Here is a 25,419-nt window from a genome sequence, read left to right as displayed (position 1 = left end):
GACCGCGCTTTGGTCCTTATGGCTGCCGTTGGGCTTCCATCAGGGCGCGGAGCAGTTTCTCTTCGCTCATGTCATCTTCAGACGGCTTGTCAGCCTCTGCACCCATCAAAAGCGCCATGGCGTCTTCTTCCGGCTCGTCGACTTCGATCTGCGTCTGATGGCTTTCGATCATCCGCTCGCGCAGATCGTCGGCGGATTGCGCCTCGTCAGCAATCTCGCGCAGGCTGACTACAGGGTTTTTGTCGTTGTCACGCTCGACAGTGAGCGCGCCACCCGCCGCAATTTCGCGGGCACGATGCGCTGCGAGTATTACCAGCTCGAACCGGTTCGGTACTTTGTCAACGCAGTTTTCAACCGTCACGCGGGCCATTTGTCTCTCCGTCCAGAAGGGGATCAGGCAGGACACCTAGGGGGGACACGCGCGAAACACAAGTTGATTCTATGCCATCGCTCTAAATTTTAGAGCCGAAACACTACAATCCGCCGAATTTCGCGCCACGACAGACGCGGAAAAGAGGTCCAGCGTCCGACTTTCTGTGGCGGTGGCGATTTTGTTGCCAAATCGCAGGCAAGTTAGCTCTCGTGAACTCGTCAAATAGATAGTTGCAATTAACTATTTTTTCGACTTAAATAATTTACTGATCGGGCTTTTCTCTCCACTCACACTCACGAAAATCGCCCCGACGGTCAATAAAGTCGGGAAGGACGATTTATGTTCTACAAGGACGAACGCCTTGTGCTGTTCATCGATGGCGCGAATTTATATGCCGCCGCGAAATCGCTTGGTTTTGATATTGACTACAAGCTAATGCGCCAGGAATTCATGCGGCGCGGGAAACTTCTCAGAGCGTTTTATTACACCGCGCTTCTTGATAGCGAGGAATACTCGCCAATCCGTCCGCTGGTCGATTGGCTGCACTATAATGGCTATTCAATGGTCACCAAACCGGCCAAGGAATTCACCGACAGCCAGGGTCGCCGGAAGGTGAAGGGCAACATGGACATCGAACTGGCAGTCGATGCGATGGAGCTTGCCCCGCATGTTGATCACGTCGTGATTTTTTCGGGGGACGGGGACTTCAGGCCTTTGGTCGAAAGCCTTCAGCGTCAGGGCGTGCGCGTTTCGGTCGTTTCGACCATTCGCAGCCAGCCACCGATGATTGCCGACGAGTTGCGCCGTCAAGCTGACAATTTCATCGAACTTGAAGACTTGCGCGATGTCATCGGGCGGCCAACACGCGAGCCGCACGCTGGCGAAGAATGATCAAGGGCGCGTGGCCGCAGCGTAATCGACGTCCAATTGATCGTGACGATCGATAATTCGCCGGGGCCATGTGCTTTTAATATAGGCTAGAACGGCGTAAATTTCAGCGTCTGTCATCAGATCCGAAAATCCTGTCATGTTCGACTTGTAGGAACCTCCGACTATCGCTTCGGTCCCAAGTTTGGTGATTGCGAACAATTGCTCGGTTGGGTGGTGCCATGTATGACCGGTTTCGTCGTGCGGAGGTGCTGGAAGATAGCCATCTGCATCGCGGCTCTGCCAATCCGCCTGCCCCGCAAGATCGGCACCATGGCACGCGGCGCAGTTTTCCTCATATAGGCCAAGCCCGAGAGCCACGACGTCTGCGTCGCGATGGAGAGCTACTTGATCGCTCTCTTTGGGGGTGGCGAAGAAATAGGCCCCTCCAAGGATGACGATCGCCAGAAGACCAAGCATCAAAACCCGCTGCATCGAATCGTCTCCTTAAAAATTGTCCTACCGATACCAGTTTGCCCTACAGGAAGGTCAAGCCGGGACTGGACGCATCCGCGCGCAACGCATAGATCTCGACAGCGGAGAACATGACAATGACCAAACCAGCTTTGACCCTTTATCTTGCCGCGCCGCGTGGTTTCTGCGCCGGTGTTGATCGTGCCATCAAGATTGTCGAACTGGCAATCGAGAAATGGGGTGCGCCGGTCTATGTTCGGCACGAGATCGTTCACAACAAATATGTGGTGGACGGATTGCGTGAAAAAGGTGCGATCTTCGTCGAAGAACTGGACGATTGCCCCGATGATCGCCCGGTGATCTTTTCGGCCCATGGTGTAGCGAAGGCGGTTCCGGCAGCCGCCATCAAGCGAGAAATGCTTTTCGTTGACGCAACCTGCCCGCTTGTCAGCAAGGTCCATATCGAAGCCGAACGGCACCACGCCAACGGCCTGCAGATGGTGATGATCGGGCACGAAGGGCATCCCGAAACGGTTGGTACGATGGGCCAACTTCCAGATGGCGAAGTGATCCTTGTCGAGACGCCTCACGATGTTGCCGGCGTTACGCCGCGTGATCCTAGAAAGCTGGCGTTTATCACGCAGACCACGCTTTCGGTTGATGACACAGCTGAGATTGTCGCTGCCCTTCAGGCGCGGTTCCCAAGCATTGTCGGCCCGCACAAAGAAGACATTTGCTACGCGACGACGAACCGGCAGGAAGCTGTGAAGTCCATTGCTCCGAAGATTGATGCCTTGCTGGTAATCGGCGCGCCGAACTCGTCCAATTCGAAGCGTCTGGTTGAAGTTGGGCGGACGGCGGGCTGCGGCTATGCGCAGCTTGTTCAGCGCGCAACCGAAGTTGATTGGCGCGCTCTCGAGGGCATCGGATCAGTTGGACTGACCGCCGGCGCGAGTGCGCCGGAAGTGCTGGTGAATGAAGTCATCGACGCGTTCCGGGACCGTTATGACATCACTGTGGAACTTGTCGAAACCGCGAAAGAACGGGTCGAATTTAAAGTGCCCCGTGTTCTGCGGGAGCCAGTGACGTGACGCTGCAGTTTCTGTTGACCGCCTTTGTGGTGGTGATCGCACCCGGAGCCGGTGTGATTTACACTCTGGCGCTTGGTCTTGGGCAGGGACGGCGTGCGTCTGTCGCGGCGGCATTCGGGTGCACATTCGGGATCGTGCCGCATCTTCTTGCCGCGATCTTTGGGTTGGCCGCAATTTTGCACACAAGTGCGATCTTGTTCACAGCTGTCAAATTCGCCGGCGTTGGCTATTTGCTTTATCTCGCCTGGCAAGCCGTGCGGTCGGATGGCGCTATGGCCATTCAACCCAACCGCAACCGTGACGCGGACTGGCGGATTGCGCGCCAGGGTGCCTTGATCAACATTCTGAACCCGAAGCTTTCGATCTTCTTCCTCGCCCTGTTGCCACCGTTCCTGTCCGGGAACCCGGCGACAGCCATTTTCGAGATGATGACGATGGGCGCCGTTTTCGTGGTGATGACATTTGCAGTCTTCGTCGCCTATGGCGTCTTTGCAGCCGCGGCGCGCGACTATTTGCTTCAAAGCGAGCGTGCAATGCGTTGGTTAAACCGCGGCTTTGCCGCCATATTCGCCACGCTTGCCGGGCGGCTCGCACTGGAACGCGTATGACGATCCCGCGCGCACCGCTTTTTTTGGGACTTCTTGGCCTGATCCCATTTCTTTGGGGCGCGGCCACACTTGTGTCGTCGGGCCTTGCCGAATGGGGCATGCGTGCGATCGGGCCACGGTTCGCCGGACCCTTTGTCTTGCTGCAATATGGCACGATCATATTGGCGTTCATGTCTGGAGTTCTTTGGGGATTTGCCACCCGCGCCACCGGAGAGGCCGCGGCCCTAGGATATGGGTTGTCAGTATTGCCAGCACTGTGGGTCTTTTTCACTGTCGGAGGTGGACCTGCGAGTTCAGCAATTTACCTGATTGCGGGGTTCCTTGGACTTTTGGCCCTGGACTGGCATTTTTGGCGCCAGGAGCTTGCGCCTGAATGGTGGATGCGCTTGCGTGTGCTTTTGACCGTAGTGGTCGTGGCCAGCTTAAGCTTACTGGTGCTGTGATGCCTGATGAAAAAACACTGAACGTCTATGCGGCAAAGGCCGATGAGTACGCGAAACGGTTCACGACGGCCAAGCCGGATCTACACCTTGCGGCCTTCATGTTGGCCGTTCCGAAGAACGGGCGTGTGCTGGATTTGGGGTGTGGGACCGGGCGCTCGACCGCTTTCATGATCAAGGCTGGTTTGCGCGCCGAGGGTCTGGATGCCTCGGCTGAAATGGCAGATCTGGCGCGCAAGACCAATGGTGTTGACGTGGCTGTCGGCGGATTTGAGACTTTGGACGCAGACGCGGCCTACGATGGAATTTATGCGAATTTCTCTCTGCTGCATGCGCCAAAAGCAGAAATGCCCGAGCATCTGGGCCGTGTGTCAAAGGCGATCGTTCCGGGTGGTTTTCTTCATATAGGCTTGAAGACAGGAACCGGCGAAAAGCGGGATGCTCTGGGACGGTTTTACGCTTACTACACGGACGCCGAGATCACCGGGTTACTGGTAGACGCGGGTTTCTTTGTGATCGAACGCAGTTTTGGCGCCGATGAGGGGCTGGATGGAACACTGGCGCCGTGGATCATTTTGCTGGCGGGCAAGGTCAAATGACCCTAACGCTTTATTCCATGCCTTCGTCCGGTAATAGTTGCAAAGTCAGGCTGATGCTTGGGCTTTTGGATCGCACATATAGCCATGTCGGACTGGAATACGAAACGCCCGAGCTTGCCGACGCGCATACGACCGGGGCTTTGGCAATGGGCAAAGTGCCGGTTCTGATTTTGGACGACGGCACGGCACTGCCCGAGTCCAACGCAATCCTGTGCTATCTGGCGGACGGGACGTCTTGGATGCCAAGCGATGCTTTGGGTCGCGCGCGGACTTTGGGTTGGGTGTTCTTCGAGCAAAACCGCCATGAGACAGTCATTGCAGTGCGTGCCGCTTTGCAAAATTACGAAAGCCGCGCCCATCTGGCGACTCCCCAGCGAATGGTCGAATTATTGGACAGCGGTCATAGGGTCTTGAGGGTGATGGAAGATCACCTGGCAGATCAAGCATGGCTGGCTGGCGACACCCCAAGCGTCGCAGACATCGCGCTCTATGCGTGCACCCACACCGCAGGGTCCCAAGGTGGCTTTGAGATGCATCGTTTCGCGGCAATAAACGACTGGCTGGCGCGGATTTCCGCGCTGCCCGGCTATATAGAACTGGACGATATCCCCACATGACTATGTATTTCGCTTACACCGACGGATCGTGTTCCGGAAATCCCGGACCCGGGGGTTGGGGGGCTTTGTTACAGGCAAAAAACGGCGATGAGGTCGTGAAAGAACGCCCGCTGTCGGGCGGCGAAGCCTTGACCACGAACAATCGGATGGAGCTTTTGGCCGCGATCAATGCGCTTGAGGCTTTGGGCCGCGAGACGGAAATCACTATTGTGACAGACTCCACCTATGTGAAAAACGGCGTGACAAGCTGGATCCACGGGTGGAAGCGCAATGGCTGGAAGACCTCGGCGAAAAAGCCGGTGAAGAACGATGACCTTTGGAAACGTCTGGACGCCGCGCAGGCTGGCCATAATGTGACTTGGGCGTGGGTCAAAGGCCATGCGGGGCATCCCGAAAACGAACGCGCCGACGAATTGGCGCGCGAAGGCATGGCGGCGTTCAAACCCTCGAAAGACCTGTGACCCTTTCGTTCGCGCTTGATGCGGCGTCGGTTTTTGTTTTTGCACTGACAGGCGCGTTGGCCGCGTCGCGCGCGCAGCTGGATATTGTTGGCTTCCTGTTTTTTGCGGCCTTGACGGCGGTTGGCGGCGGCACTGTTCGCGATCTGCTTTTAGATCGAAATCCTGTGTTCTGGATCAACCAGCCTGCCATCTTATTCATCGCGGCAGCCGCTGCTGTGCTTGTCTTTTTCAGCGCCCATCTTGTTGAAAGTCGCGCACGCTGGCTTGCCTGGCTGGATGCGGCAGCGCTTTCGATTGCTGTGCCTGCGGGGCTGGCGGTCGCTTTGGCGACGGGACAATCAGGTTTTGTCGCCCCGATCGTTGGCGTTCTGACTGGCACGTTTGGAGGTTTGCTGCGCGACGTTGTTGCCAATGAGGTGCCGATGGTACTGCGACAGGGCGAGCTTTACATGACGGCCGCGTTTTTGGGCGCCTTGGCGGGGTGGTACGTCTCGGGATATCTTGCGACCGGACCGGCGTTGATCGTTGCTGGATTGGTCACGTTTTTTCTGCGCGCAGGGTCGCTTGCCTTTGGCTGGGGTTTGCCAGTTTATCGCTCGCGCCCGCCGCGCTAGCGTTTGTTGCGACGCTTGCGGGCAATGGCTTCGGAAGGGATCAGAATCAGCGCTCCCAAGGCACCAACAATGGCATTTCCACCGTGGCTGCCAAACGAAAGTTCGAACATCACACGCGTCATGATCAGTAAGAGGACGCCGCCGGTCGCGATGATGATCGCCTGAAGGTAGCCGTGATGGGTGAAGTCCCATTTTCCGGCGACGTAGGCGGTAATGCCGCCTGTGACCGGTGAACCCCAAAATGCGAAAAACAGGCGCTCGTCCCTATTTCCTCACCCCTTAAAAGTATTTTCGAAAGGGTGGGTGTAAAAGGGTCAGGATAGAGTTTTCGGCAAAGTCATGCCCCGCAGGACATCCTCCGCTGTCATCGGGCGTTTGCCAGGTCGTTGAGCATCGAGGATCCGTACCGCGCCTTCACCGCAGGCAATGGTGAAGGCGCCAAGATGCTTTCCGGGAGGAGCGGAACCCTGAACTTTGATTGATCTGAGAAGCTTTACCCGCTCACCACCAATGTCACACCAGGCACCCGGAAAGGGCGAGAGGGCCCGAATTTGGCGATCCACCGCATCAGCGTCGCAGGTCCAGTCGATGCGCGCCTCGGACTTGTCGACTTTCACCGCGTAGGTGACACCGGCTTCCGGTTGCGGAACCGGCGTCAGAGTGTCGAACGTTGCAAGCGTTTCGACGATCAACTCTGCCCCGATTGCCGCCAGTCGGTCATGGAGGTCCCCAGTGGTTTCAGCCGGGCCAATTGGTGTCTTCTTCGTCAAAAGCACCGGGCCCGTATCAAGGCCGAGGTCCATCGACATGATCGAAATACCTGTTTCGGCGTCACCAGACATGATCGCACGATGGATTGGTGCCGCCCCACGCCAGCGCGGAAGGACCGAGGCGTGAATGTTAAGGCACCCAAGGCGGGGTGCGGCGAGCACGGGGGCCGGTAGGATCAAGCCGTAGGCCACAACCACAGCCACATCTACATCAAGGTCGGCGAAAGCCCCCTGCGCGTCGGTATCGCGGAAGCTTTTGGGATGGCGGACCATGAGGCCCAGTTCGCCTGCGCGGCGCTGGATCGGCGAGGGTCGGTCTTTTTTGCCGCGCCCCGCTGGTCTTGGGGGTTGGGTATAAACGGCCACAATGTCGTGACCTGCCGCATGCAACGCCTCAAGTGCCGGGACCGAAAAATCCGGGGTTCCCATGAATGCTAATTTCATTGCTTGAGTTTCCCTGCCTTTTTCAACAGCATCCGACGTTTTACCCCACTTAAATGATAGAAATACATACGCCCTGCGAGGTGGTCGATCTGATGTTGGACCGACGTTGCCCAGAGGCCCGAGAAATCACGGGTAACCTGATTTCCCGCAATATCTGTGAACGCGACCGTAACTTCAGCCGGTCGAGTGATCTTGGCGGCAATTCCCGGCAAATTCGGGGAGGCTTCGTCCCAATCGCTGGTGCTGTCAGAGGCTTGGATGATTTCCGGATTCGCAAGCCGGATGGCCTGCCCACGGTCGGTCGAGCAATCGACGACCGCGAGGCGTAGCATGACGCCGAGTTGTGGCGCGGCTAGACCATATCCGGGCATGGCGTCCATCGTCTCGACCATCTCGTCCCAAATTACCCGGATCTCGTCGGTCACGGTGTCGACTGTCGAAGCGGCAGTGCGCAAACGGTTGTCGGGCCATGGCACGAAAGGGCGGCGGGTCATTGCGAGTACTCGGCTTGCAGTGCCGAACGCAGCTCGGGGGCCACTCGGTCGAAGATCACCAGACCCTCAAGATGGTCAAACTCATGCTGCGCGCAGACTGCGTCAAACCCGGTGAGACGTTCGACTAAGATTCTACCGTCCGGTGCGGTCCAACGCAAAGTGATTGCCTCCGCGCGCTCTACATCTGCGGCGAGGCCGGGAATGGAGAGGCAGCCTTCAGAACCAATTACGAGCGTTTCGGAGCGGTCGGTGATCTCGGGATTGATGAACACACGCGGAGTGCGTTCGCCGTCTTTCCAAGTGGTGTCCATGACGAACACCCTTTGCAGAACGCCGACTTGCGGGGCCGCAAGGCCGCGACCCGGGGCATCGTACATGGTTTCCAGCAAATCGTCGCATAGCGTGCGAGTTGCCGCGTCGATCTGAGCCACTGGCGCACAGACTTCGGATAGGACAGGGTCGGGCCACAGCACGATAGCACGGATCACGCCCGGGCCTGCTCGCGTTTCAGCTTCACCATCTTACGAGTGATTATCTGGCGTCTGAGGGGCTTGAGATAATCAATGAACAGCTTGCCGTTCAGGTGGTCAATCTCGTGTTGGACGCAGGTCGCCCAAAGGCCGTCAAAGCGTTCGGTATGGGTGACACCCTCAAGATCGATCCATATGACTTCAACCTCGGCGGGGCGTTCGACATCGGCGTATTGCTCCGGGATCGAAAGGCAGCCTTCCTCGTAGGTGTTCAGATTTTCTGACGACCATGTCACAGCGGGGTTGATCAGAACCATTGGGCGCGGTGGGGTGTTTTCCTCTTTGACGCAATCCATCACCAACAGGCGTTTGCCCACGCCGACCTGCGGTGCGGCAAGACCGATACCCGGCGCGTCGTACATGGTTTCAAGCATGTCATCGGCAAGCCGCCTCAAGGCCTTGTCGACCTCGGACGCGGATACCGGATCAGCCACGGATTTTAGCCGTGGATCGGGATGAATGAGGATCGATTTAAGTGCCATACCGTTCATCTAAGACAACCTACCGCGCCGAACAAGTCATGCGGCACCTTGCAGCGCGTGCTAATAAAGCTAGGGTCCCGTTTAACTCAGAAGGACCGAAGGACTAACGATGGCATTCGACTTTGATACTCCGCTTCTGCTGCGCGGCAAACACACCTCGAAATATGACAATATCGCGCGCAACTACGGCGTAGATGATCCGGCTGCGATTGCGATGTGGGTGGCTGATATGGATTTCAAAGCGGCACCGGTGATCCTTGATGCGATGCGCGAGGAAATCGACCGTGGGTATTGTGGGTATTTTGGCAATACTCAGCCTGTGGACGCGGCAGTCGCGGGTTGGCTGAAAGATCGGCATAATTGCGTGATCGATCCTGGGTGGGTTCGCTACACGCATGGCGTTATCGGCGGTTATGGGGATGTCATTTCGGCCTATTCCGAGCCTGGCGATGGGGTGATTGTGTTTTCCCCGGTTTATCATGCCTTTTTCCGGCAGATCGAAGCGATGGGCCGCGTTGTGGTAGAAAGCCCTCTGGTGATTGAAGACGGCCGCTTCATGATGGACCTTGAGGGGCTGGCCGCGTCTTTAAAGGGACATGAAAAGATCGTCACACTGTGTTCGCCCCACAATCCCGGCGGCCGGATTTGGAGCGTTGAGGAGCTTCGCGCCGTGGCCGATTTCTGTGCCGCGCATGATCTTTTTTTGATCTCGGACGAGATTCATATGGATCTGACGTTTCCGGGCGTGACCTTTGTTCCGACGCTTGTCGCAGCCCCTGAACATGCGGACCGGATTGCGATCCTGACGGCCGCGTCAAAGGCGTTCAATATCGCCGGCGCCGAGACCGGTATCGCGATCTATCCGGACGCCGAAATGCGAAAGCGGGTCGCCCCTGTCATTCTGGACCGGGAAAGCACGCCGAACCGCTACGGCATGGTGATGATGAAGGCCGCGTTCGCTGGTGGCCACGACTGGATGGACGCGGCACAGGCTTATCTGGGTGAAAACTTCCGTATCTTTAAGGACCGTATGGACGCGATCCCGGGTGTGACCGTTATGAATATGGACGCTACTTATCTGACATGGGTCAACTTCGAAGGGTTGGGCATGGCTGATACCGAGTTGTTGAAACGATCGGCACAGGACGCCAAAGTCATCCCCAGCCCTGGCACTCAGTTTGGGATCGGTGGGTCCGGGCATCTGCGATATAATGTGGCACTTCCACGTACGGCTATGATCGAAGCCATCACGCGGCTTGAGGTAGCGTTTGGCGACGTGCAGTAGTCGAAAACTGGGCCCGCGACGCAATCAGTCTTCGTTGACGTCGCGTTTCCAGACCTTCACCTGACCTTTGTAGACGCCAAGAACCCGACGCAAAACGAGCCATCCAAGGAGCGACATAACCGCGAAAGCCAGCATCAGCGCCGGGAATGAACCGGCCAGTCCCGGCACAACGATCAGCAGGCCAAGCCCGACGCCAACGGCGCCGATGGCAAAGCCAAGCAGTATTTGCGCCGGCAGGAACACCTCGAGGATCGCGAGGACCATCGCGGCGATAATCCATGTCCACCACGTTGATAGCATTATCCACGACCTTTCAGCATTTTGAACGCATCGCCGAAGGCTTCCAGCGCATTTGCCGGAACAACGATGGTCGAGCTTGAGGGGCTTGCCCCAAGCGCATTGAGCGCTTCAACCTGCTTAAGAGCAACCTGGTATTGTGCAGCCTCTAAGCCATTGTCCTGAATGGCCTGCGCCACCGCGCTTGTCGCATAGGCTTCGGCATCTGCCTGAACACGACGGGCCTTGGCGCCTTGTTCGGCGGCATAAAGTTCGGCATCCGCGTTCAGTTCAACCGCGCGCTTTTCACCTTCGGCGCGCGTTACAGCGGCACGGCGTTCACGCTCGGCATTTAGCTGCTGAAGCATGGCATCGCGGGTCGCCTGGTCGAGATTGACGTCGAGAAGCTCTGCGCGGGTCACTTCGATGCCCCAGTTGTCGACCTGTCCCTCGACCGCTTCTTTGATCGTCGACATCAGAGTCGAACGGTTGGACTGCACTTCGTCCAGTTCCATCTTGCCAATCTCGGCACGCACAATCCCCGCGACAGTGGTCGCGATCGCAGCGTCCACGTCACGTATTCGGTACACCGTCTTTTCAGGCTCGGTGATGCGGTAGAACACGCTTGTTTCAACCTGCACCAACACGTTGTCTGCGGTGATTGCGTCCTGACTTGCGTTTGGAAGTTGCCGTTCGAGGATTGAAATCTGGTGCGCAACGCGATCGAGGAATGGCACGATGAAGTTAATACCCGGTCCCAAAACAGAGCGCAGACGTCCAAAGCGTTCCACAACGTGCTTTTCGGACTGCGACACAATCCGGATGCCTTTGTAGAGGCAGATAATGATGAACGCCGCAATAAGAAGCGTCGCAATTCCGCCGCCGCCAAGCGTTGCAAAAATTTCTTCCATCAAATGTCCCATAGTTTTTGTTATTTATTGAAGGAATATGGGGATTGGATTGCGTCGTTTCAATGACTTATGGACTGGAGACGTGAATGCATGCCGCCCGTGTTTGCAGTGCAACAACCCGAATTTTGCCCGTAGATTCAGGTCGTTTCATGAAATAGCAGATCAAGCCATACTAGGCGTTCTGTGTCTAAGAATATTTTCAAATGGATCATCGACAGTCAGGCTTTCGCTGTTCGAGATACTCGAGCAGACGCTCTTTGTGATAAGGGATAGTCCTGTCGTGATTCAGGAACCACCCGAGCGTCGCAAGGCGCCATTCCTGCCCTTCATCGCCGAAATTTACCTTTGAGGCGTCAAAGCCGGGCCATTCAGCGGCGAGAAACCAGACAGAACTTGGGGGTAATGGATACCGCCTTAACCACGTTATGTGTTTGGGGTCGAGTATCAGACCAAGCTCTTCGTGAAGCTCGCGCAGGGCGCATTCTGTGGGTGTTTCACTTGTTTCGCGACCACCGCCGGGTAAATCCCAGTGGCCGGGCCAGGGTATTGTCGGGATGTCATCGCGCAATATCGTGACGATCTGATCGCCGACAAGAATGGCAATTTTTGCGCCGTGGAAAGGCTCTGTCACAGGGGGCTCCGGTTCGATAGTCTGGGGTCATCCTAGCCTAAGCGTTTGCCCGATGCCCGCCCTTTGCCGCGATTGCCTCACGACTTTTGACTCCGGGAGCCGCTGTCCTGATTGCGGGCGGCCGCGTGTGATGTCGCATCCTGAATTGTTCGATCTGTCGATTGCGCACATGGATTGTGACGCGTTTTACGCAAGCGTCGAAAAACGTGACGATCCCAGCCTGCGCGACAAGCCCGTGATCATCGGCGGTGGGCGGCGCGGGGTAGTTTCCACCGCGTGCTATATCGCGCGCATTCGAGGCGTGCGGTCCGCAATGCCAATGTTTCAGGCGCTGAAGCTTTGCCCCGACGCGGTGGTGGTGAAGGGGCGCATGAGCGCCTATGTCGAGGCGTCGCGGGGCATTCGCGCGCTGATGGATGACATGACCCCGATTGTGGAACCTTTGTCTTTGGATGAGGCGTTTTTAGACCTTACCGGGACCGCGCGATTGCACCACGCACCGCCCGCAGTGATGTTGGCGCGTTTGGTGAAGCGAATGGAAGACGAGCTGGGGCTGACCGGGTCTATCGGTTTGTCACACAACAAGTTTTTGGCAAAGGTTGCATCGGATTTGGATAAGCCTCGGGGGTTTTCGATAATCGGGAAGGCGGAAACTGCTGCGTTTCTGCAAGACCGCCAAGTGCGTTTGATCTGGGGCGTCGGCGGGCAGACCCAAGCGGCTTTGGACAAGGCCGGGATACGAACGTTTGGGGATTTACTGCGCTGGGAGAAGGTGGATTTGGTCGCGCGTTTTGGGGGGATGGGCGAGCGGCTTTGGCATCTGGCGCGCGGGGAAGACAGGCGCCGTGTGTCAGCAAGTGCATCGGTGAAATCAATCTCGAATGAGACGACGTTCGGGGAAGATACCAGCGACGTGGATATCCTTGACGGGCATATCTGGCGGCTTGCTGAAAATGTCGCGGACCGGGCAAAAGCGAAGGACAAGGCGGGGCGTGTGGTGACGTTGAAGTTGAAGCGGGCGAACCATTCGACGCTGACGCGGAGGGTGTCTCTGGGGAGTCCGACGCAGATTGCGGATCGGATTTATCGCACGGCGCGCCGGCTGTTTGATCAAGTGGACAATGAGGGGCCATTTCGTCTGCTTGGCGTCGGTATTTCGCATTTGTCCGCAGCGGCCACAGCGGACGTGGAGGGGGACCTTTTGGATCCGGGGGCCGGTGTGCGTGCGGGAGCAGAGCGGGCGTCGGATAGCATTCGTGCACGATTTGGTCCGGATGCAATTGTGAAGGGACGCGCGCTTCGGTGAGGGTTTTGCAGGGCGCTGCCCCCGCCGCTTTCGCTGCTCCCCGGTTTTTTTTGGACCCAAAGAAGGAGGGGCGTGGCGCGCGCGTTAAGGTGAACCGCAATTAAGGTTAATGGGTATTAGGGGTAACGCCGGAAAGTGAGCCCTCAGCGTTTTGGTACGTTGGAGGTGTCCGGCAAAGATGTATCGGCAGAAAGATCTGGTGGGACGGATTTGCTAACGCATGTCACGGTGCAAGGCCCGGGCTGTAGGGCCGTTAATGCGCCGGGCGATACCCGATCAGTCCGTGAGCAATGCCGGGCGGGCCTTGGGGCGTACAAGCAGACCTTTCGCGGCAGCCCGGGAGTGACCCGGCATAAGCATAAGTTCCTGTGACAAGTTCATGCGCTGCGGCTGTCCTGTGAGGCGGGCGCGGTAGACGGGCAGGCTTTCGGCAACGCGCATCACGTAGTTGCGGGTCTCATTAAAGGGGATGTGTTCGATCCAGTCGATGACGTCGACCTCGCCGCGGCGGGGATCGCCACGCTCACGCATCCAGCCCAGAGGGCGGCTGGGGCCTGCATTGTAGGCCGCCGAGACCATCAACATGTTGCCATCAAAAACGGTCATCAATTCGTCGAGATAGGCGGTTCCGATCCGGGCGTTGTAGACCGGGTCCGCAAGAAGGCGGTCAGCGTCGTAGGGGATTTCGAGGAAGCCCGCGACTTCGCGGGCAGTTGCGGGCATCACTTGCATAAGGCCACGCGCGCCGACGCCGCTTGTGACAATGGGATCAAATTCGCTTTCGCGGCGGGCGATGGCGAGGGCCAGTTCTGTCGGAACCGGCATCGGGTCTACGCCGAGGTCGGTGACCGGGTAGTACACGAAGGGCACCGTGATGCCAAAGGAGGCTGCGCGCTTTCCGATCATCGTGGCGTAGTGCGGTTCCTTCTTGGCGTTGACGAAAGCCCCGAGCCGAATGATGTCGCCTTCCGAAAGGGACTCGGTCAGGTGGGTGAGGAAGCGTTTGGCGAGGGTTTTTTGGCCCGCAGCATCAAGGATAAGCGCGGCTGCAAACACCGAGCTTTCGGCGAAACCTGCGTTTGTGAGGTCAGGAAGCGGCACCGGTGCATAAAGGGCCGGATCCATCGGGCGGCCCACTTTTTCTGCGGCAAGGAGGCCATAGAAACTTGTTTGGTATTCGGCTCCAAAGGCATAGGCGAGGTTTGCGTTTTCGGCATCTCCCAAGGCTTCGTGCGCGCGGCCTTCCCAGTAGCCTGCGCGGCCGAGCGAGATCGGCGTGTCGACTGATCCCCGGAAACGCAGGAAGTGACCAAGGGCTGTCTTCGGGTCTTTTTGGTACGTAAGCGCGAGGTAGCCCGAGAGCCATTCGAGGTCGGCAAAGCTTGAGCCTGCCTGGAGGCCGTGGACGGAGGCGAGTTTGTAGGCCTGGGTCGTGCGCCCGGCCCGCATTTCGCTACGCACAAAGCTGCGCCGCCATCCGGCCCAGCGATCGGGTTGTCCAAGTTGGTCTGGGCTTTGGGCGAGCATGATCTCGATTGCGCCGTCGTTGCGCCCTTTGCGGGCGCGCCATTGCATACGTTCAAAGAGCAGGCCCGGATGATCGGTGAGGGCTTTGGGGACGGCGGCCACAAGGCCGTCGACGCCGTTTTTATCCGCACGCAATGCAAGGCGAGCATTAGCGAGTTCGGCCCAGCCATTGGGCACCAGCGGGATCATTTTACGAGCGTCTTGGTCGGCCCCCCGCCAGAGGAGCATGTCGATCCGGGCGGCGTGGTGTGGAGCAAGCGCGCGGCCATACCACGTGAGCAATTTCGTTTGGTCTGCCTCGGAGAGACGGTGGGTGAGCCAGGCGTGGAGCGCTTCGGTTTCAGCGTCGGCGTTCATTTCTTTTGCACGGAAGGCCGCGATCAGCGCGACGGCGCCGGTGCCAGTTTGCGGGTGCGCACCGCGGAAGAAACGGATCACGTCATCGGCGCGGGCCGAGAGCGGCAAAGTGCTTTCGGAGCGTTGACGTAGGTAGGAAAGGCCTGGCCAGTCTGGGCGGCGGTCCAGGAACCGCAGGACGCTGTCGAAATCGCCTTGCCGCGCGCGCAGGCGGTGCCATTCGATAATGTCGCGGGCGACAGGATTGATGCCTTCGGCGGTGCGCAGGGAACCATACCAGTCTCCAGCCTTCATCGCGTCAAACGCGCGCGACAAAGCTTCGGCCTCGCGCGTGGTTTGCGCCGGCGCTCCGATTCCTATCCAAATCAAGAAAATCGATGTGAAAAGGGTTTTGATCATGGATGCAGGTCCGCTCAATCTTTGCCCCTCAGCAGGTTCTGTCTAAACCAAGTCACGGTGCCTTGGCAATTCATCCCTTCAAGGATAATGTCCGCGCGCGGTAAAACCACAGCGAACATACATTTAAGGAGCGTGTCATGCTAAGAGGGTCGATGCCGGCGCTTGTTACTCCATTTCACAATGGCGAAGTGGATTTTGACACGCTGAAGCGCCTTGTTGAGTGGCACATTGGACAGGGTTCGAAAGGCCTTGTTCCTATGGGCACGACAGGGGAAAGCCCGACGTTGAGCCATTCCGAGCATGACGCGGTGGTCGAAGCTGTGGTGAAAGCGGCTGCTGGGCGGATTCCAGTGGTTGCCGGAGCCGGATCGAACAACACCGCTGAAAGTGTGCGTTTGGCGCAACATGCCGCGAAGGTTGGAGCGGATGCGATTCTGGTGGTGACGCCGTATTACAACCGTCCGACGCAGGCCGGGCTTTATGCGCATTTCAAAGCGGTGCACGATGCTGCGGATATTCCGATCATCATTTACAACATTCCACCACGCTCGGTGATCGATATGAGCCCGGAAACGATGGGGGAATTGGCGAAGCTGCCGCGGATCATCGGTGTGAAGGATGCGACGGCGGATGTGACGCGGGTTTCCAAGCAGCGCCGAACGTGCGGCACGGACTTTTTGCAGTTTTCGGCGGAAGATGCTTCGGCGCTTGGGTTTAACGCGCATGGCGGCCACGGGTGTATTTCGGTGACGGCGAATGTTGCACCGAAGTTGTGTGCCGCGTTCCAGGACGCCACTTTGGCAGGCGATTTCAAGACCGGTCTGGCCATTCAGGATCGATTGATGCCGCTGCATGACGCGATTTTTACCGAGCCAGGGCTTTGCGGTGTAAAATATGGGCTGTCGCTATTGGGTAAGTGTTCGGAAGACGTGCGCCTGCCGTTGTTGGCTGTCACGGATAGCACGAAAGCAAAGATCAAAGAGGCTATGGTGTTTGCCGGACTAATCAACTGAACGCGGGCCGTTCCCGCATCACAGATGCGAACCTGACCGGCAGCCTTTGGATGGTTGCCGCGATGGCCGGGTTTGCGGTTGAGGATATGTTTCTGAAATCAGCGGCTGCGACGGTTCCAATTGGTCAGGTAATGATCTGGTTCGGGCTGGGCGGGTCTTTGATCTTTTCCGCCTTGGCGATCTCACAGGGGCAATCGCTATTTCCGCACGCGGTGGTCGAGCGCACGATGTTGGTGCGCAATGCCTTCGAAATCATGGGGCGGCTGTTTTTCACACTGGCGCTTGTGTTGACGCCCTTATCGTCGGCGACAGCAATTTTGCAGGCGACGCCAATTGTCGTGGTCGCGGGTGCTGCGCTATTTTTTGGCGAGGCAGTGGGTTGGCGGCGCTGGACGGCGATTTTGGTCGGGCTTTCTGGGGTTTTGGTGATCTTGCGCCCTGGGGCGGAAAGCTTCGCGCCTTTGTCGCTTCTTGCGGTGTTGGGGATGCTGGGCTTTGCGGGGCGGGACCTTGCAACACGGGCCGCGCCGAAGACGTTGAGCGGGTCAGTTCTGGGGGTCTGGGGCTTCTGGATGATCTTGATTGCCGGCGTCGGGTTTTCGATCTGGGAAGGTGCTGCACTGGTTTGGCCGACGGGCGTCTGGCTGTCTTTGATCGGGGCCTGCATGTTTGGTGTGGTCGGCTATTCGTCCCTGACCCGCGCGATGCGCACTGGCGATGTGTCAACTGTGACGCCGTTTCGCTATTCGCGGATTTTTTTCGGAGTCTGCTTTGGTGTTTTGGTTTTCGGTGAAGTGCTTGAACCGCAGATGCTGCTAGGAAGCGCGATTATTGTGGCGTCGGGGCTTTATATTCTGGCGCGTGGGCAGCGTTAGTATTTGCGTTGACGCGCGCGGGTATCCCGAAGAATTTCCACGAGAATAGCCGTCAGAAGCCCGAACACGAGAAGGCCGTTGGCCGCGGCCAAGCCGCCGAGCAGGCGCCATTCCTGCGGAAGTAAGATATCGCCGAAGCCAAGCGTGGTGAAGGCCACCAGCGCGAAGTAGACAGATGCTTCGAGGGTGATGAATATATCCAGCCAATAAAGCGATATCGCCCATAGCCAAACCGACACGGTCATCATCAACAATGTCCAAAACAGCGCAAGCGACAGGATAGCGACCAGTTTTGGCCCGTGCGGTGGTCGGACCGACCATCCATGCAGCCGGATTAGGATCGCCTCAAGCGCCCACCACGAGGTCGTCGCGATCATGATTGAGCAGAGAATAAGCAGGCTGCCGATGAAGAGTTGTGCAAACATGTCCGCTATGTTCCGCGCCTGAGCGGCAAGGTCAAGTGGACTGGACTTGGATCGTCCGAGCGCCTATCTGCATTCGATAATGGCAAAAGAAAAAGACAATCCCAACTACAAGGTTGTCGCCGAGAACCGGCGCGCAAGGTACGACTATGCCATCGAGGATGATGTTGAGTGTGGCATCATGCTGATGGGATCAGAGGTCAAATCTCTGCGCACGGGTCAGTCGAATATTGCCGAAAGCTACGCCACAGTCGATGATGGCGAATTGTGGTTGGTGAACAGCTATATCGCGCCATATAAGCAGGCAATGTTCGGCCATGAGGATCGGCGTCGGCGCAAATTGCTCGTGTCGAAAAAGCAGCTTTCAGACATGTGGAACGCGACGCAGCGCAAGGGCATGACGCTTGTGCCGTTGGTGATGTATTTCAACCATCGCGGTAAGGCGAAGGTGAAGATCGGTATCGCCAAGGGTAAGGCCGCGCCGGACAAACGTGAAACGCAGGCCAAGCGCGACTGGAACCGCCAGAAAGCGCGGTTGATGAAAGAAAACGGCTGATCGAACGCCTTCGTGGCTTAGCTATTGCCGCTGTTCTTATTCGGTTTTGGTTTTGACGACCGATGCGGACGGGCCGCGGCGCCTGTGCCGCCACCACCCCCCTTAGCCATTTGGCGCGCGCGGTTTTTCTTGCTGGAAGGTTTTCCCGCAGGGGTCTTCGGGCCGCCCGATTGGGTTGGCTTCCCGTCCCCGCCTTTTGGCCCGGTCGATTTCGGTTTGTGCGGTTTCCACGGTTCAGCTTTTCCAGCCTCTGGAGGCTTCTTAAAGTCGCGCTTTGGCTTTGCGCCGCCTGTTGGCTTTGCGCCAGCCTTGGGCTTTTTGACGCGAGGTGCCGGATCATCGTTCCAGTCGACGGGCTTCGTGGTACCATGGCTTGCGGGTTTTGCAGGTTTAACGGAGGCAGGAGCAGCCGTATCCGAGGAACGCGGTTTTCTATCTTTCGACGGCGGGCCGTCCCGGCGTGGGCCACGATCAAGTTTCGGCGGACTTGCAAGACGGGCGAGTTTCGCGCCGCCTTCTACGGTCATTTTCGGGCCGATGGCGTCGACGAATTTCTTTGCGGCGCTTTCGCGGATTTCAATCAGCGAAGAGTCTGGCTGAATGCGGATGGCTCCGATGTCTTCGCGCGACAGGTTACCCAGCTTGCACAGCATCGGCAGGATGCGACGCGGCTCAGCTGAGGCTGCGCGGCCACCTTCAAGCGAGAACCAGACACTTGGCCCAAACGCGGCGCGAGGCTTGGCCGGCTCTGAGACGTCCGAGAGTTCTTCTGGAGCTGTATGGCGTTCACGGTAGAGGCGAACGTAAGCCGCCGCAATCTGTTCAGCTGAGAAGGCTGCGACGAGTTTGTCGACGGTCTCAAGGTTTGAAGGCTCGACCTCAGACATCCAGTCAGGATCGGCCAGCATCCGGTCGTCATCACGCGCAGAGACTTCCTCCGCAGAGGGGGCGTCGGCCCAGTCCGCGCGCAGTTTTGCCCAGCTAAGAAGGCGCTCGGCCTTTCTGGCTGCGGCAGGCGGGACGATCATCACGCTGACGCCTTTGCGCCCAGCGCGGCCAGTTCGGCCCGAGCGGTGCAAAAGGGTGTCCTGGTTTGTTGGCAGCTCGGCGTGGATCACCAGTTCAAGGTTCGGCAGATCGATACCGCGCGCCGCCACATCGGTCGCAACACAAACGCGTGCACGTCCGTCACGCATGGATTGAAGCGCATGGGTGCGTTCGTTTTGGGATAACTCCCCTGACAGGGCAACGACCGAGAAGCCGCGGTTTGACAGGCGGGTGGTCAGGCGGTTGACCATGGCGCGCGTGTTGCAAAACACAATGGCGTTCGGGGCCTCATAGTAGCGCAGCACGTTGATGATGGCGTTCTCGCCGTCACGCGCGGACACGCGCAGCGCGCGATAGTCGATGTCTGCGTGTTGCGAGGCGCCGGATGTCGCTGCGATTCGCACGGCGTCATTTTGATAGCTTTTGGCAAGCTTCGCGATCGAGGCCGGCACTGTGGCCGAGAACAGCAGCGTCTGGCGTTCGCTCGGGGCCTGTTCGAGGATAAACTCAAGGTCCTCGCGGAAGCCGAGGTCGAGCATTTCGTCGGCTTCGTCCAAGACGACCGCTTTCAGCCCGCCAAGTTCGATGGAACCGCGCATGATGTGATCACGCAGGCGACCGGGTGTCGCCACAACGATGTGGGCGCCGCGTGCCAGGGCGCGACGTTCATCGCGCATGTCCATGCCGCCAACGGTAGAGGCAAGAACCGCGCCTGCCTTTTGGTAAAGCCACGCCAATTCCCGTTTGACCTGCAGCGCAAGTTCCCGGGTCGGCGCGATGACAAGAGCCAGAGGCGCCCCTGCAGAAGTAAACGTTTCTGCGTCGCCAAGCAGGTTTGGCGCAATCGCAAGGCCGAACCCAAGCGTCTTGCCCGAGCCAGTTTGAGCAGAGACCAGCAGGTCTTTGCCAGTCACTTCGGCATCGGTCACTGCTTCCTGAACGGCGGTGAGTGTGGTGTATCCACGTGCTTCTAAAGCATCTGCAAGAGCCTGTTTCACGGCTATTCTACTTCCGGTATCTGAATGAGTCATGGGCGGCGCACGTTTCGAGCGCGCCGTTGTTGGGCCGCCTCTACCCGGTCAACGTCGTGATGTATAGGGCACGAGATGTCTCAGGCAGGTGAACTTACGCAAGAACGTCACCATCTTTGGGCTGAGAGTTACGGGGCGTAGGATGGCCCCTACGTCAGGTTTTTGATTCGGCTGGGCTGATCGGGACTGGACTTGTGCCGTGCCGTCGCATTCACTGCGGCTCCTTCGGCACGCGAGGTGGAGCGGATGGAACCTTTACGGATTGATAACAAAGCGGCGCGCCAGCTTTGGCTTACATCGCAGGGACTTGCTTTAGCGCCGACTGGTACGCTTGACGTATTGGGGACGATAAAGAAGCTTGGGTTCGTGCAATTGGACTCGATCCAGGTCGTGTCCCGCGCGCATCACCACATCCTTTGGAGCCGCAATCAGAACTACCGCGAGCCGATGCTTGATCAATTACTTGCCGAGGACCGATCGATTTTCGAGCATTTTACGCATGATGCCTCGGTTATTCCGATGGACTACTTGCCGATGTGGGAGCGGCAGTTTCGTCGGAAGAAAGCGCAGATGGATCGTGGGGGATGGTGGAAGAGCCTGCCGGATTTGGCGGCGCGGGACGCGATCAAAGAACGCATCCGCCGCGAGGGGGCTTTGTCGACCCAGGCCTTTGACACGAAGATCACCGGGCCGAAGGAAATGTGGTCGCGCCCGCCGCACAAACTGGCGCTGGATTATATGTGGTATTGCGGCGAGCTTGCGACGTGCCACAGGGTGCATTTCAACAAGTATTATGACCTTGCCGAGCGTGTGTTCCCACAGGCCCTGTCTGAGGGTGGATTGACGGATCACGATCAGGTCGACTGGCTGTGTCATGCCGCATTGGACCGTATCGGGTTCGGTGCGCCCGGTGATGTTCAGCGATACTGGGACGCGGTAAGCGCCAAGGAAGTGCGCGGTTGGCTGGAACACTCTGGGTCCAAGCTTCAGGCGGTGGAAATCGAAACGGCGCAGGGCGCGTGGGTTAAAGGGTATGCACCAGGAAATATCGAGGAACGGCTGGCTGCGGTGACGCCACCGACAAACCGGCTTCGGATTCTCAATCCATTTGATCCGGTTATCCGCGACCGCAACCGCCTGAGCCGATTGTTCGGGTTCGACTACCGGGTGGAAATGTTTGTTCCTGCGGCCAAACGCATCTGGGGGTATTACGTGTTTCCAATCATTGAGGGGAGCCGGTTTGTGGGCCGGATCGAGATCAAGGCCGATCGTAAGAAATCTGTTTTGTCAGTGATCGGCTTTTGGCCGGAGGACGGCGTTCGCTGGCCCGCCAGCCGCCATGAAAGGCTGACGTCAGAGTTGGACCGGATGCGGCGGTTTATTGGGGTCGATACGGTCACGTGGGCCGCCGGAATTGGCGGGTGATGCCTTGGCACTGAGAGGGCTTAGCTCTCCCCCATCAAGGCTGGATCAAATGGGTATGTCGTCAGGTTTTCAAAGCCGTCTTCGGTCACCAAGACCTGATCTTCCAGTTTGATCGAGAAATCCCCGCCGACTTCGCCGGCCAGCACTTCCACGCATAGGACCATGCCGGCTTCAAGCTCGTAGTCGAACGCGCCCGGCACCATTTTGTCAGGATACGCGACCAGTGGCCATTCATCGCAAAGGCCGACGCCGTGCATCAGACAGCCGTATTTCTGGGCTTGAAATTTGTCATCAAGTACGTGGGTGTTGCGACACATGTCTTCGATACGTGCGCCGGGTCGGATCATTTCCATGTTGGTCATGATGTGTTCGACCGAGTGCTTCATCGCGTCGATCATGTCGGGGCGCGGCTTTTGGTCGCCGATCCACCATGTGCGCGAGATGTCGACACAGATGCCGTAGCTGCCGACAAGGTCGGTATCAAAGGCGATAATCTCGTTGTTCTGGGTCGTGCGGGGGCCGCATTCCTGAAACCACGGGTTGGTGCGCTGACCCGAGGCCAGAAGCCGGGTTTCGATCCATTCCCCGCCACGCTTGATGTTTTCGGCGTGCAGAACCGCCCAGATGTCGTCTTCGCTTGTGTTGCCAAGCGACACGTTTGCGCGCGCGAAGTCCTCCATCGCGTACATCGAGGCTTCGCAGGCATGAGAGGCGCAGCGCATGGCTTTGATTTCGTCCGGGCCTTTGATGCTGCGGGCTTTCTCAGTGACTTCCTCGCCTTCCATAACGTCGATCCCGGCCGCGACCAGCGCGCGGTAGCCGGGGACCATGATTTTGTCGACCGCAAGCCGATTGTTGGAGCCACCGTGCTCGCGCAAGAGCTCTTTGACCTCGCCGACGAAGGTTTCCGCCGTTTCTTCGATCTTGTCGCCTTTTGCGAAATAATACATCGATGCCCCCCCACGGGCCTCGCGCACAAGGGGATTGAAGGACGACAGGAAGGGCGCGTTTTTGTAATCCCAGATTACCATGTAGCCGTCGGCGCAGACAAGAACGGCGCGAAACGGGTTGTGGGTGTTCCACAGTTGCATGTTGGTGCTGTCGGTAGCGTAGCGGATGTTGAGGGGGTCGAACATTAATAGGCCGCCATAGTCGCGATCCACGATATGGTCGGTCAGGCGTTGCCAGCGATAGCGACGCATTTCAGCAAGGTCTGGCAGGTCGAGACCCGCGGCGTGCCATTCGCCGAACGCAAGGCGTGTCGGGCCGATTTCAATCCGATTGGCGTCGTTCGGAGTGCCATCGCCAAGGGTCGCGGCACGGGTCGGATCAATTTTGCGGGAGTCGCTAAAATGCTGGTTCATCGCCGGTCCTTTGTTCCTTTTAGGATTGTCCGAGATTTCGGTGTCGTCACATGCGAAACCGACACGAGCAGGGGTCGTCTGCGACACGCACTGGCGAAGGTCTGGTTGTCCGGCTAAGTCAGGCGGATGGATTCTTACGTTTTGCAAAACAGTTTGCCGCATGCGCCTTGGTCGCAGCCACAGACGTGGAAAATGCCGGGAATTCAGGTCTTGAATCCCGCGACATGGTTGCTGGTGGACGAGGCATTTTCCGGCCAAATGGCGTTGCGCGACCACCTCATCGCCGACCGACCAAAGGCGGTGCACGCGGTATTGCCGGAAGGGCGTGCCGCCGCTGAGGAGTGTCTGGATCTGGGTCTGGCGTTCCTGGCGGATCAGCCTGATTATCGCGTCGATGGCGACGTGGTTGTCCGCCCGGATGGGGTTGAGGTCCGTTTAGATCGCGAGGCGCCCTTGATCACTCTGGGGCGTCTCATTCAGGAGGACGTCTGCCTGATGCAGCCGGGGCCAGATGGGCATATCCTGACGGGCGCACTTTTGTGTTTTCCGTCGGCATGGACGCTGGCGGAAAAGATCGGGCGGCCTTTGGTGCGTATTCACCGCCCGGTCGCCGAGTACGACGACGACACGGCTCGGCGGGTGCAGCGGCTGTTTGACCGGATACAGGTCGGGTATCCGATGTGGCGGGCCAATGCGTTTTTATACGAGACGCCGGAGTTGTTTACGCCGCGCCGCGAGGGCGATCCTTCTCGGACGACCGGAGCTAACCCGCGGTTTCTGAGATCAGAGCGTCAGACGCTGCGGCGATTGGCGAAAAGCGGTGCCGTGGCGTTTTTGATCCACACCTACATGGTAAAAGTCGACAGTTTGACTGAGGATCAGCGCACCGGATTGGATGCGGTGCGCCGGAAGACGTTTGGTTACTCGGTCAGATGAACCGGAAAAGATCGTTCGCGCCGGGCATCGTCGATAGGGCCATTGCCATGCCAGTCAGAGCGATGACATGGGCCGTCGTCCGGAGGTTCTCTCCGAACAGAATATTGAAGAACAACAGCGCAAGGCCGACGGGAAGCGCCATCACCATGACGATCAGGTTGAGCACGTAGACCGTGAGCCGGGCGACTACGTTCTTGTGTTCGGGTCGTTTCTGCGGATCAAAAACGTCTTCCATAGAAGAGCTATGGGACAGTGTGATTGTGTCTGAAGAGAAGATATGCCGGGTGTTGCGGCGCAGTTTGTCCTCGGGCGGCTCAAGGTCCGGAAGCGCGTCTGCGGGCGTCCAGTAATCCGTAAGCGGATCCGTCGATTTGGCCCGCGATGCTACACGAGATATTTTGAGACCTGCAATTCGATGAATTTTGCTCATTTTCTGCGCCTTCTGCGCCCCCTTGTTTGCCAAAGACTTATGCTTTGGGAGTGACATCAAGGTGGGAGGCGATTGTGAAGAGATTGCGGCAGCCGTAAGGCGGATCAATCCAATTTAAACAAACACGCGAAGACCCGCCGAGCCATTTGCGGGCTTTCGCGACAATTCGGGTTGGGGGGATAGCATTGTTCTCGGCAAGAACACGGCGACACCAAACCCGCAGCCGAGTCCCAAATGCAAGGGCTGGTCAAAAAAAACGTCTTGCGGCATCTTGGCGAAACGAAACTATGCGGTAGAGTGGGCGGTACGCACTCTCGAAGTGCCTCCTATTAACCAAGAGCAAGAGGTCCAGTCAGGATGGCAGGGAAATTTGAAGTCTATAAGGACAAGGGTGGTGAGTTCCGCTTTCGTCTGAAGGCTGGCAATGGCCAGACGATTTTGGCAAGCGAAGGCTACAAGCGTAAGCCAAGCTGCATGAACGGTATCGAGTCCGTTCGCAAGAATTCGGCCAGCGACGCACGGTTTGAGCGCAAGGAGTCGAAGTCGGGTAAGCCGATGTTCAACCTGAAAGCGTCGAACGGTCAGGTGATCGGCACGTCCGAGATGTACGAAAGCAATTCGGCTTGCGAGAACGGCATTGCGTCCGTGGCAAAGAATGCGCCGGATGCGAAAGTTGACGACCAGACGGCTTAAGGCCTCGGTCCTTTAGATTGAGAAAGCCCTGCCAATTCGGCAGGGCTTTTTTGTTTTACGGTGTTTAGAGA

The 25,419-nt window shown here is 57.9% G+C and carries 30 protein-coding genes; 16 read left to right on the top strand and 14 right to left on the bottom strand.

Going from position 1 to position 25,419, the window contains the following annotated elements; all coding sequences use genetic code 11:
* Positions 1-16: 16 nt before the first annotated feature.
* Complete coding sequence (rpoZ, locus tag Q1B15_RS15575; protein ID WP_299755239.1) at positions 17-370, bottom strand: DNA-directed RNA polymerase subunit omega; 354 nt, start codon at positions 368-370, stop codon at positions 17-19.
* A 342-nt stretch (positions 371-712) separates the two neighbouring features.
* On the opposite strand from rpoZ, the gene Q1B15_RS15570 reads away from it, so the two are divergent.
* The gene (locus Q1B15_RS15570) at positions 713-1,264 is read left to right on the top strand and encodes an NYN domain-containing protein (protein WP_299755236.1); all 552 of its coding nucleotides are present in this window, start codon (positions 713-715) and stop codon (positions 1,262-1,264) included.
* On the opposite strand, the gene Q1B15_RS15565 is transcribed toward Q1B15_RS15570, so the two are convergent.
* Positions 1,265-1,735 (bottom strand): cytochrome c, encoded by a 471-nt coding sequence (locus Q1B15_RS15565; protein WP_299755233.1) that lies wholly within the window; start codon positions 1,733-1,735, stop codon positions 1,265-1,267.
* 116 nt (positions 1,736-1,851) lie between these two features.
* On the opposite strand from Q1B15_RS15565, the gene ispH reads away from it, so the two are divergent.
* The 7 genes from ispH to Q1B15_RS15530 are packed head-to-tail and all read left to right on the top strand — an operon-like array spanning position 1,852 to position 6,144.
* The gene (gene ispH / locus Q1B15_RS15560; RefSeq protein WP_299755231.1) at positions 1,852-2,805 is read left to right on the top strand and encodes a 4-hydroxy-3-methylbut-2-enyl diphosphate reductase; all 954 of its coding nucleotides are present in this window, start codon (positions 1,852-1,854) and stop codon (positions 2,803-2,805) included.
* On the top strand, positions 2,802-3,413 hold the full coding sequence (locus Q1B15_RS15555; RefSeq protein ID WP_299755229.1) for a LysE family translocator: 612 nt from the start codon (positions 2,802-2,804) through the stop codon (positions 3,411-3,413). Before ispH ends, Q1B15_RS15555 begins: the two co-directional genes overlap by 4 nt.
* Positions 3,410-3,856 (top strand): DUF3429 domain-containing protein, encoded by a 447-nt coding sequence (locus Q1B15_RS15550; protein WP_299755226.1) that lies wholly within the window; start codon positions 3,410-3,412, stop codon positions 3,854-3,856. The genes Q1B15_RS15555 and Q1B15_RS15550 overlap by 4 nt, the downstream gene beginning before the upstream one ends.
* Entirely contained in the window at positions 3,856-4,452 is a 597-nt protein-coding gene (locus Q1B15_RS15545; protein WP_299755223.1) for a class I SAM-dependent methyltransferase, read from the top strand. Before Q1B15_RS15550 ends, Q1B15_RS15545 begins: the two co-directional genes overlap by 1 nt.
* On the top strand, positions 4,449-5,069 hold the full coding sequence (locus tag Q1B15_RS15540) for a glutathione S-transferase family protein (RefSeq protein WP_299755221.1): 621 nt from the start codon (positions 4,449-4,451) through the stop codon (positions 5,067-5,069). Before Q1B15_RS15545 ends, Q1B15_RS15540 begins: the two co-directional genes overlap by 4 nt.
* On the top strand, positions 5,066-5,530 hold the full coding sequence (gene rnhA / locus Q1B15_RS15535) for a ribonuclease HI (RefSeq protein WP_299755219.1): 465 nt from the start codon (positions 5,066-5,068) through the stop codon (positions 5,528-5,530). The genes Q1B15_RS15540 and rnhA overlap by 4 nt, the downstream gene beginning before the upstream one ends.
* Positions 5,527-6,144, top strand: a complete 618-nt coding sequence (locus Q1B15_RS15530; protein WP_299755217.1) for a trimeric intracellular cation channel family protein — start codon at positions 5,527-5,529, stop codon at positions 6,142-6,144. The genes rnhA and Q1B15_RS15530 overlap by 4 nt, the downstream gene beginning before the upstream one ends.
* A 314-nt stretch (positions 6,145-6,458) precedes the next feature.
* On the opposite strand, the gene fmt is transcribed toward Q1B15_RS15530, so the two are convergent.
* From fmt to def (Q1B15_RS15510), 4 genes are read right to left on the bottom strand one after another with little or no spacing between them, the layout of a single operon-like run.
* On the bottom strand, positions 6,459-7,358 hold the full coding sequence (gene fmt / locus Q1B15_RS15525; protein ID WP_299755215.1) for a methionyl-tRNA formyltransferase: 900 nt from the start codon (positions 7,356-7,358) through the stop codon (positions 6,459-6,461).
* Positions 7,355-7,852, bottom strand: a complete 498-nt coding sequence (gene def / locus Q1B15_RS15520) for a peptide deformylase (RefSeq protein WP_299755213.1) — start codon at positions 7,850-7,852, stop codon at positions 7,355-7,357. The genes fmt and def (Q1B15_RS15520) overlap by 4 nt, the downstream gene beginning before the upstream one ends.
* A complete protein-coding gene (gene def, locus Q1B15_RS15515) occupies positions 7,849-8,340 on the bottom strand; it encodes a peptide deformylase (protein ID WP_299755210.1) in 492 nt (163 codons plus the stop codon). Before def (Q1B15_RS15515) ends, def (Q1B15_RS15520) begins: the two co-directional genes overlap by 4 nt.
* Positions 8,337-8,864, bottom strand: a complete 528-nt coding sequence (gene def, locus Q1B15_RS15510) for a peptide deformylase (protein WP_299755282.1) — start codon at positions 8,862-8,864, stop codon at positions 8,337-8,339. Before def (Q1B15_RS15510) ends, def (Q1B15_RS15515) begins: the two co-directional genes overlap by 4 nt.
* 109 nt (positions 8,865-8,973) lie before the next feature.
* Between def (Q1B15_RS15510) and Q1B15_RS15505 the strand changes: the two genes are divergently transcribed.
* Complete coding sequence (locus Q1B15_RS15505) at positions 8,974-10,149, top strand: aminotransferase class I/II-fold pyridoxal phosphate-dependent enzyme (protein ID WP_299755207.1); 1,176 nt, start codon at positions 8,974-8,976, stop codon at positions 10,147-10,149.
* A gap of 24 nt (positions 10,150-10,173) precedes the next feature.
* Here Q1B15_RS15505 and Q1B15_RS15500 read toward each other — a convergent pair whose 3' ends face one another.
* The 3 genes from Q1B15_RS15500 to Q1B15_RS15490 all read right to left on the bottom strand — a co-directional run bounded on the left by Q1B15_RS15500 (position 10,174) and on the right by Q1B15_RS15490 (position 11,967).
* Positions 10,174-10,449 (bottom strand): hypothetical protein, encoded by a 276-nt coding sequence (locus tag Q1B15_RS15500; RefSeq protein WP_299755205.1) that lies wholly within the window; start codon positions 10,447-10,449, stop codon positions 10,174-10,176.
* Positions 10,449-11,336, bottom strand: coding sequence for an SPFH domain-containing protein (locus tag Q1B15_RS15495; RefSeq protein WP_299755202.1), 888 nt, complete (start codon positions 11,334-11,336; stop codon positions 10,449-10,451). Before Q1B15_RS15495 ends, Q1B15_RS15500 begins: the two co-directional genes overlap by 1 nt.
* A 208-nt stretch (positions 11,337-11,544) precedes the next feature.
* The gene (locus Q1B15_RS15490) at positions 11,545-11,967 is read right to left on the bottom strand and encodes an NUDIX hydrolase (RefSeq protein ID WP_299755200.1); all 423 of its coding nucleotides are present in this window, start codon (positions 11,965-11,967) and stop codon (positions 11,545-11,547) included.
* Between the two features lie 52 nt (positions 11,968-12,019).
* Here Q1B15_RS15490 and Q1B15_RS15485 point away from each other — a divergent pair, with 52 nt between their 5' ends.
* Positions 12,020-13,273 carry a DNA polymerase IV gene (locus Q1B15_RS15485; protein ID WP_299755197.1) on the top strand — a complete coding sequence of 418 codons (1,254 nt, stop codon included), beginning with the start codon at positions 12,020-12,022 and terminating at the stop codon, positions 13,271-13,273.
* A gap of 276 nt (positions 13,274-13,549) precedes the next feature.
* Here the strand turns inward: Q1B15_RS15485 and Q1B15_RS15480 are convergent, their stop codons facing one another.
* On the bottom strand, positions 13,550-15,556 hold the full coding sequence (locus Q1B15_RS15480) for a lytic transglycosylase domain-containing protein (protein ID WP_299755195.1): 2,007 nt from the start codon (positions 15,554-15,556) through the stop codon (positions 13,550-13,552).
* A gap of 137 nt (positions 15,557-15,693) precedes the next feature.
* On the opposite strand from Q1B15_RS15480, the gene dapA reads away from it, so the two are divergent.
* Both dapA and Q1B15_RS15470 read left to right on the top strand, forming a co-directional pair.
* Positions 15,694-16,569: a 4-hydroxy-tetrahydrodipicolinate synthase gene (gene dapA / locus Q1B15_RS15475; RefSeq protein ID WP_299755193.1), complete on the top strand. Its 876-nt coding sequence runs from the start codon at positions 15,694-15,696 to the stop codon at positions 16,567-16,569.
* A gap of 17 nt (positions 16,570-16,586) precedes the next feature.
* Positions 16,587-17,444 (top strand): DMT family transporter, encoded by an 858-nt coding sequence (locus Q1B15_RS15470; protein WP_299755278.1) that lies wholly within the window; start codon positions 16,587-16,589, stop codon positions 17,442-17,444.
* Here the strand turns inward: Q1B15_RS15470 and Q1B15_RS15465 are convergent.
* Positions 17,441-17,869, bottom strand: a complete 429-nt coding sequence (locus tag Q1B15_RS15465; protein WP_299755191.1) for an ion channel — start codon at positions 17,867-17,869, stop codon at positions 17,441-17,443. The genes Q1B15_RS15470 and Q1B15_RS15465 overlap by 4 nt on opposite strands.
* A 79-nt stretch (positions 17,870-17,948) precedes the next feature.
* Between Q1B15_RS15465 and smpB the strand changes: the two genes are divergently transcribed.
* On the top strand, positions 17,949-18,422 hold the full coding sequence (gene smpB, locus Q1B15_RS15460; RefSeq protein ID WP_299755188.1) for an SsrA-binding protein SmpB: 474 nt from the start codon (positions 17,949-17,951) through the stop codon (positions 18,420-18,422).
* A gap of 17 nt (positions 18,423-18,439) precedes the next feature.
* Here smpB and Q1B15_RS15455 read toward each other — a convergent pair whose 3' ends face one another.
* Positions 18,440-20,467 carry a DEAD/DEAH box helicase gene (locus Q1B15_RS15455; protein ID WP_299755185.1) on the bottom strand — a complete coding sequence of 676 codons (2,028 nt, stop codon included), beginning with the start codon at positions 20,465-20,467 and terminating at the stop codon, positions 18,440-18,442.
* A 279-nt stretch (positions 20,468-20,746) separates the two neighbouring features.
* Here Q1B15_RS15455 and Q1B15_RS15450 point away from each other — a divergent pair, with 279 nt between their 5' ends.
* Complete coding sequence (locus Q1B15_RS15450; RefSeq protein WP_299755182.1) at positions 20,747-21,925, top strand: crosslink repair DNA glycosylase YcaQ family protein; 1,179 nt, start codon at positions 20,747-20,749, stop codon at positions 21,923-21,925.
* Between the two features lie 20 nt (positions 21,926-21,945).
* Here Q1B15_RS15450 and dddP read toward each other — a convergent pair whose 3' ends face one another.
* Positions 21,946-23,289, bottom strand: a complete 1,344-nt coding sequence (gene dddP / locus Q1B15_RS15445) for a dimethylsulfonioproprionate lyase DddP (protein ID WP_299755180.1) — start codon at positions 23,287-23,289, stop codon at positions 21,946-21,948.
* 126 nt (positions 23,290-23,415) lie between these two features.
* Between dddP and Q1B15_RS15440 the strand changes: the two genes are divergently transcribed.
* Positions 23,416-24,225: a DUF3445 domain-containing protein gene (locus tag Q1B15_RS15440; RefSeq protein WP_299755178.1), complete on the top strand. Its 810-nt coding sequence runs from the start codon at positions 23,416-23,418 to the stop codon at positions 24,223-24,225.
* Here Q1B15_RS15440 and Q1B15_RS15435 read toward each other — a convergent pair.
* On the bottom strand, positions 24,218-24,655 hold the full coding sequence (locus Q1B15_RS15435; RefSeq protein ID WP_299755176.1) for a hypothetical protein: 438 nt from the start codon (positions 24,653-24,655) through the stop codon (positions 24,218-24,220). The two genes, Q1B15_RS15440 and Q1B15_RS15435, sit on opposite strands and share 8 nt — an antisense overlap.
* Positions 24,656-25,012: 357 nt before the next feature.
* On the opposite strand from Q1B15_RS15435, the gene Q1B15_RS15430 reads away from it, so the two are divergent.
* Positions 25,013-25,348, top strand: a complete 336-nt coding sequence (locus tag Q1B15_RS15430; protein ID WP_299755174.1) for a YegP family protein — start codon at positions 25,013-25,015, stop codon at positions 25,346-25,348.
* Positions 25,349-25,419 lie beyond the last annotated feature (71 nt).

Source organism: uncultured Boseongicola sp., from assembly GCF_937988555.1.
GTDB lineage: Bacteria > Pseudomonadota > Alphaproteobacteria > Rhodobacterales > Rhodobacteraceae > Boseongicola.
The sequence above is the reverse complement of the archived record's forward strand: the minus strand, read 5'-3'. Positions and strand labels throughout refer to the sequence as shown.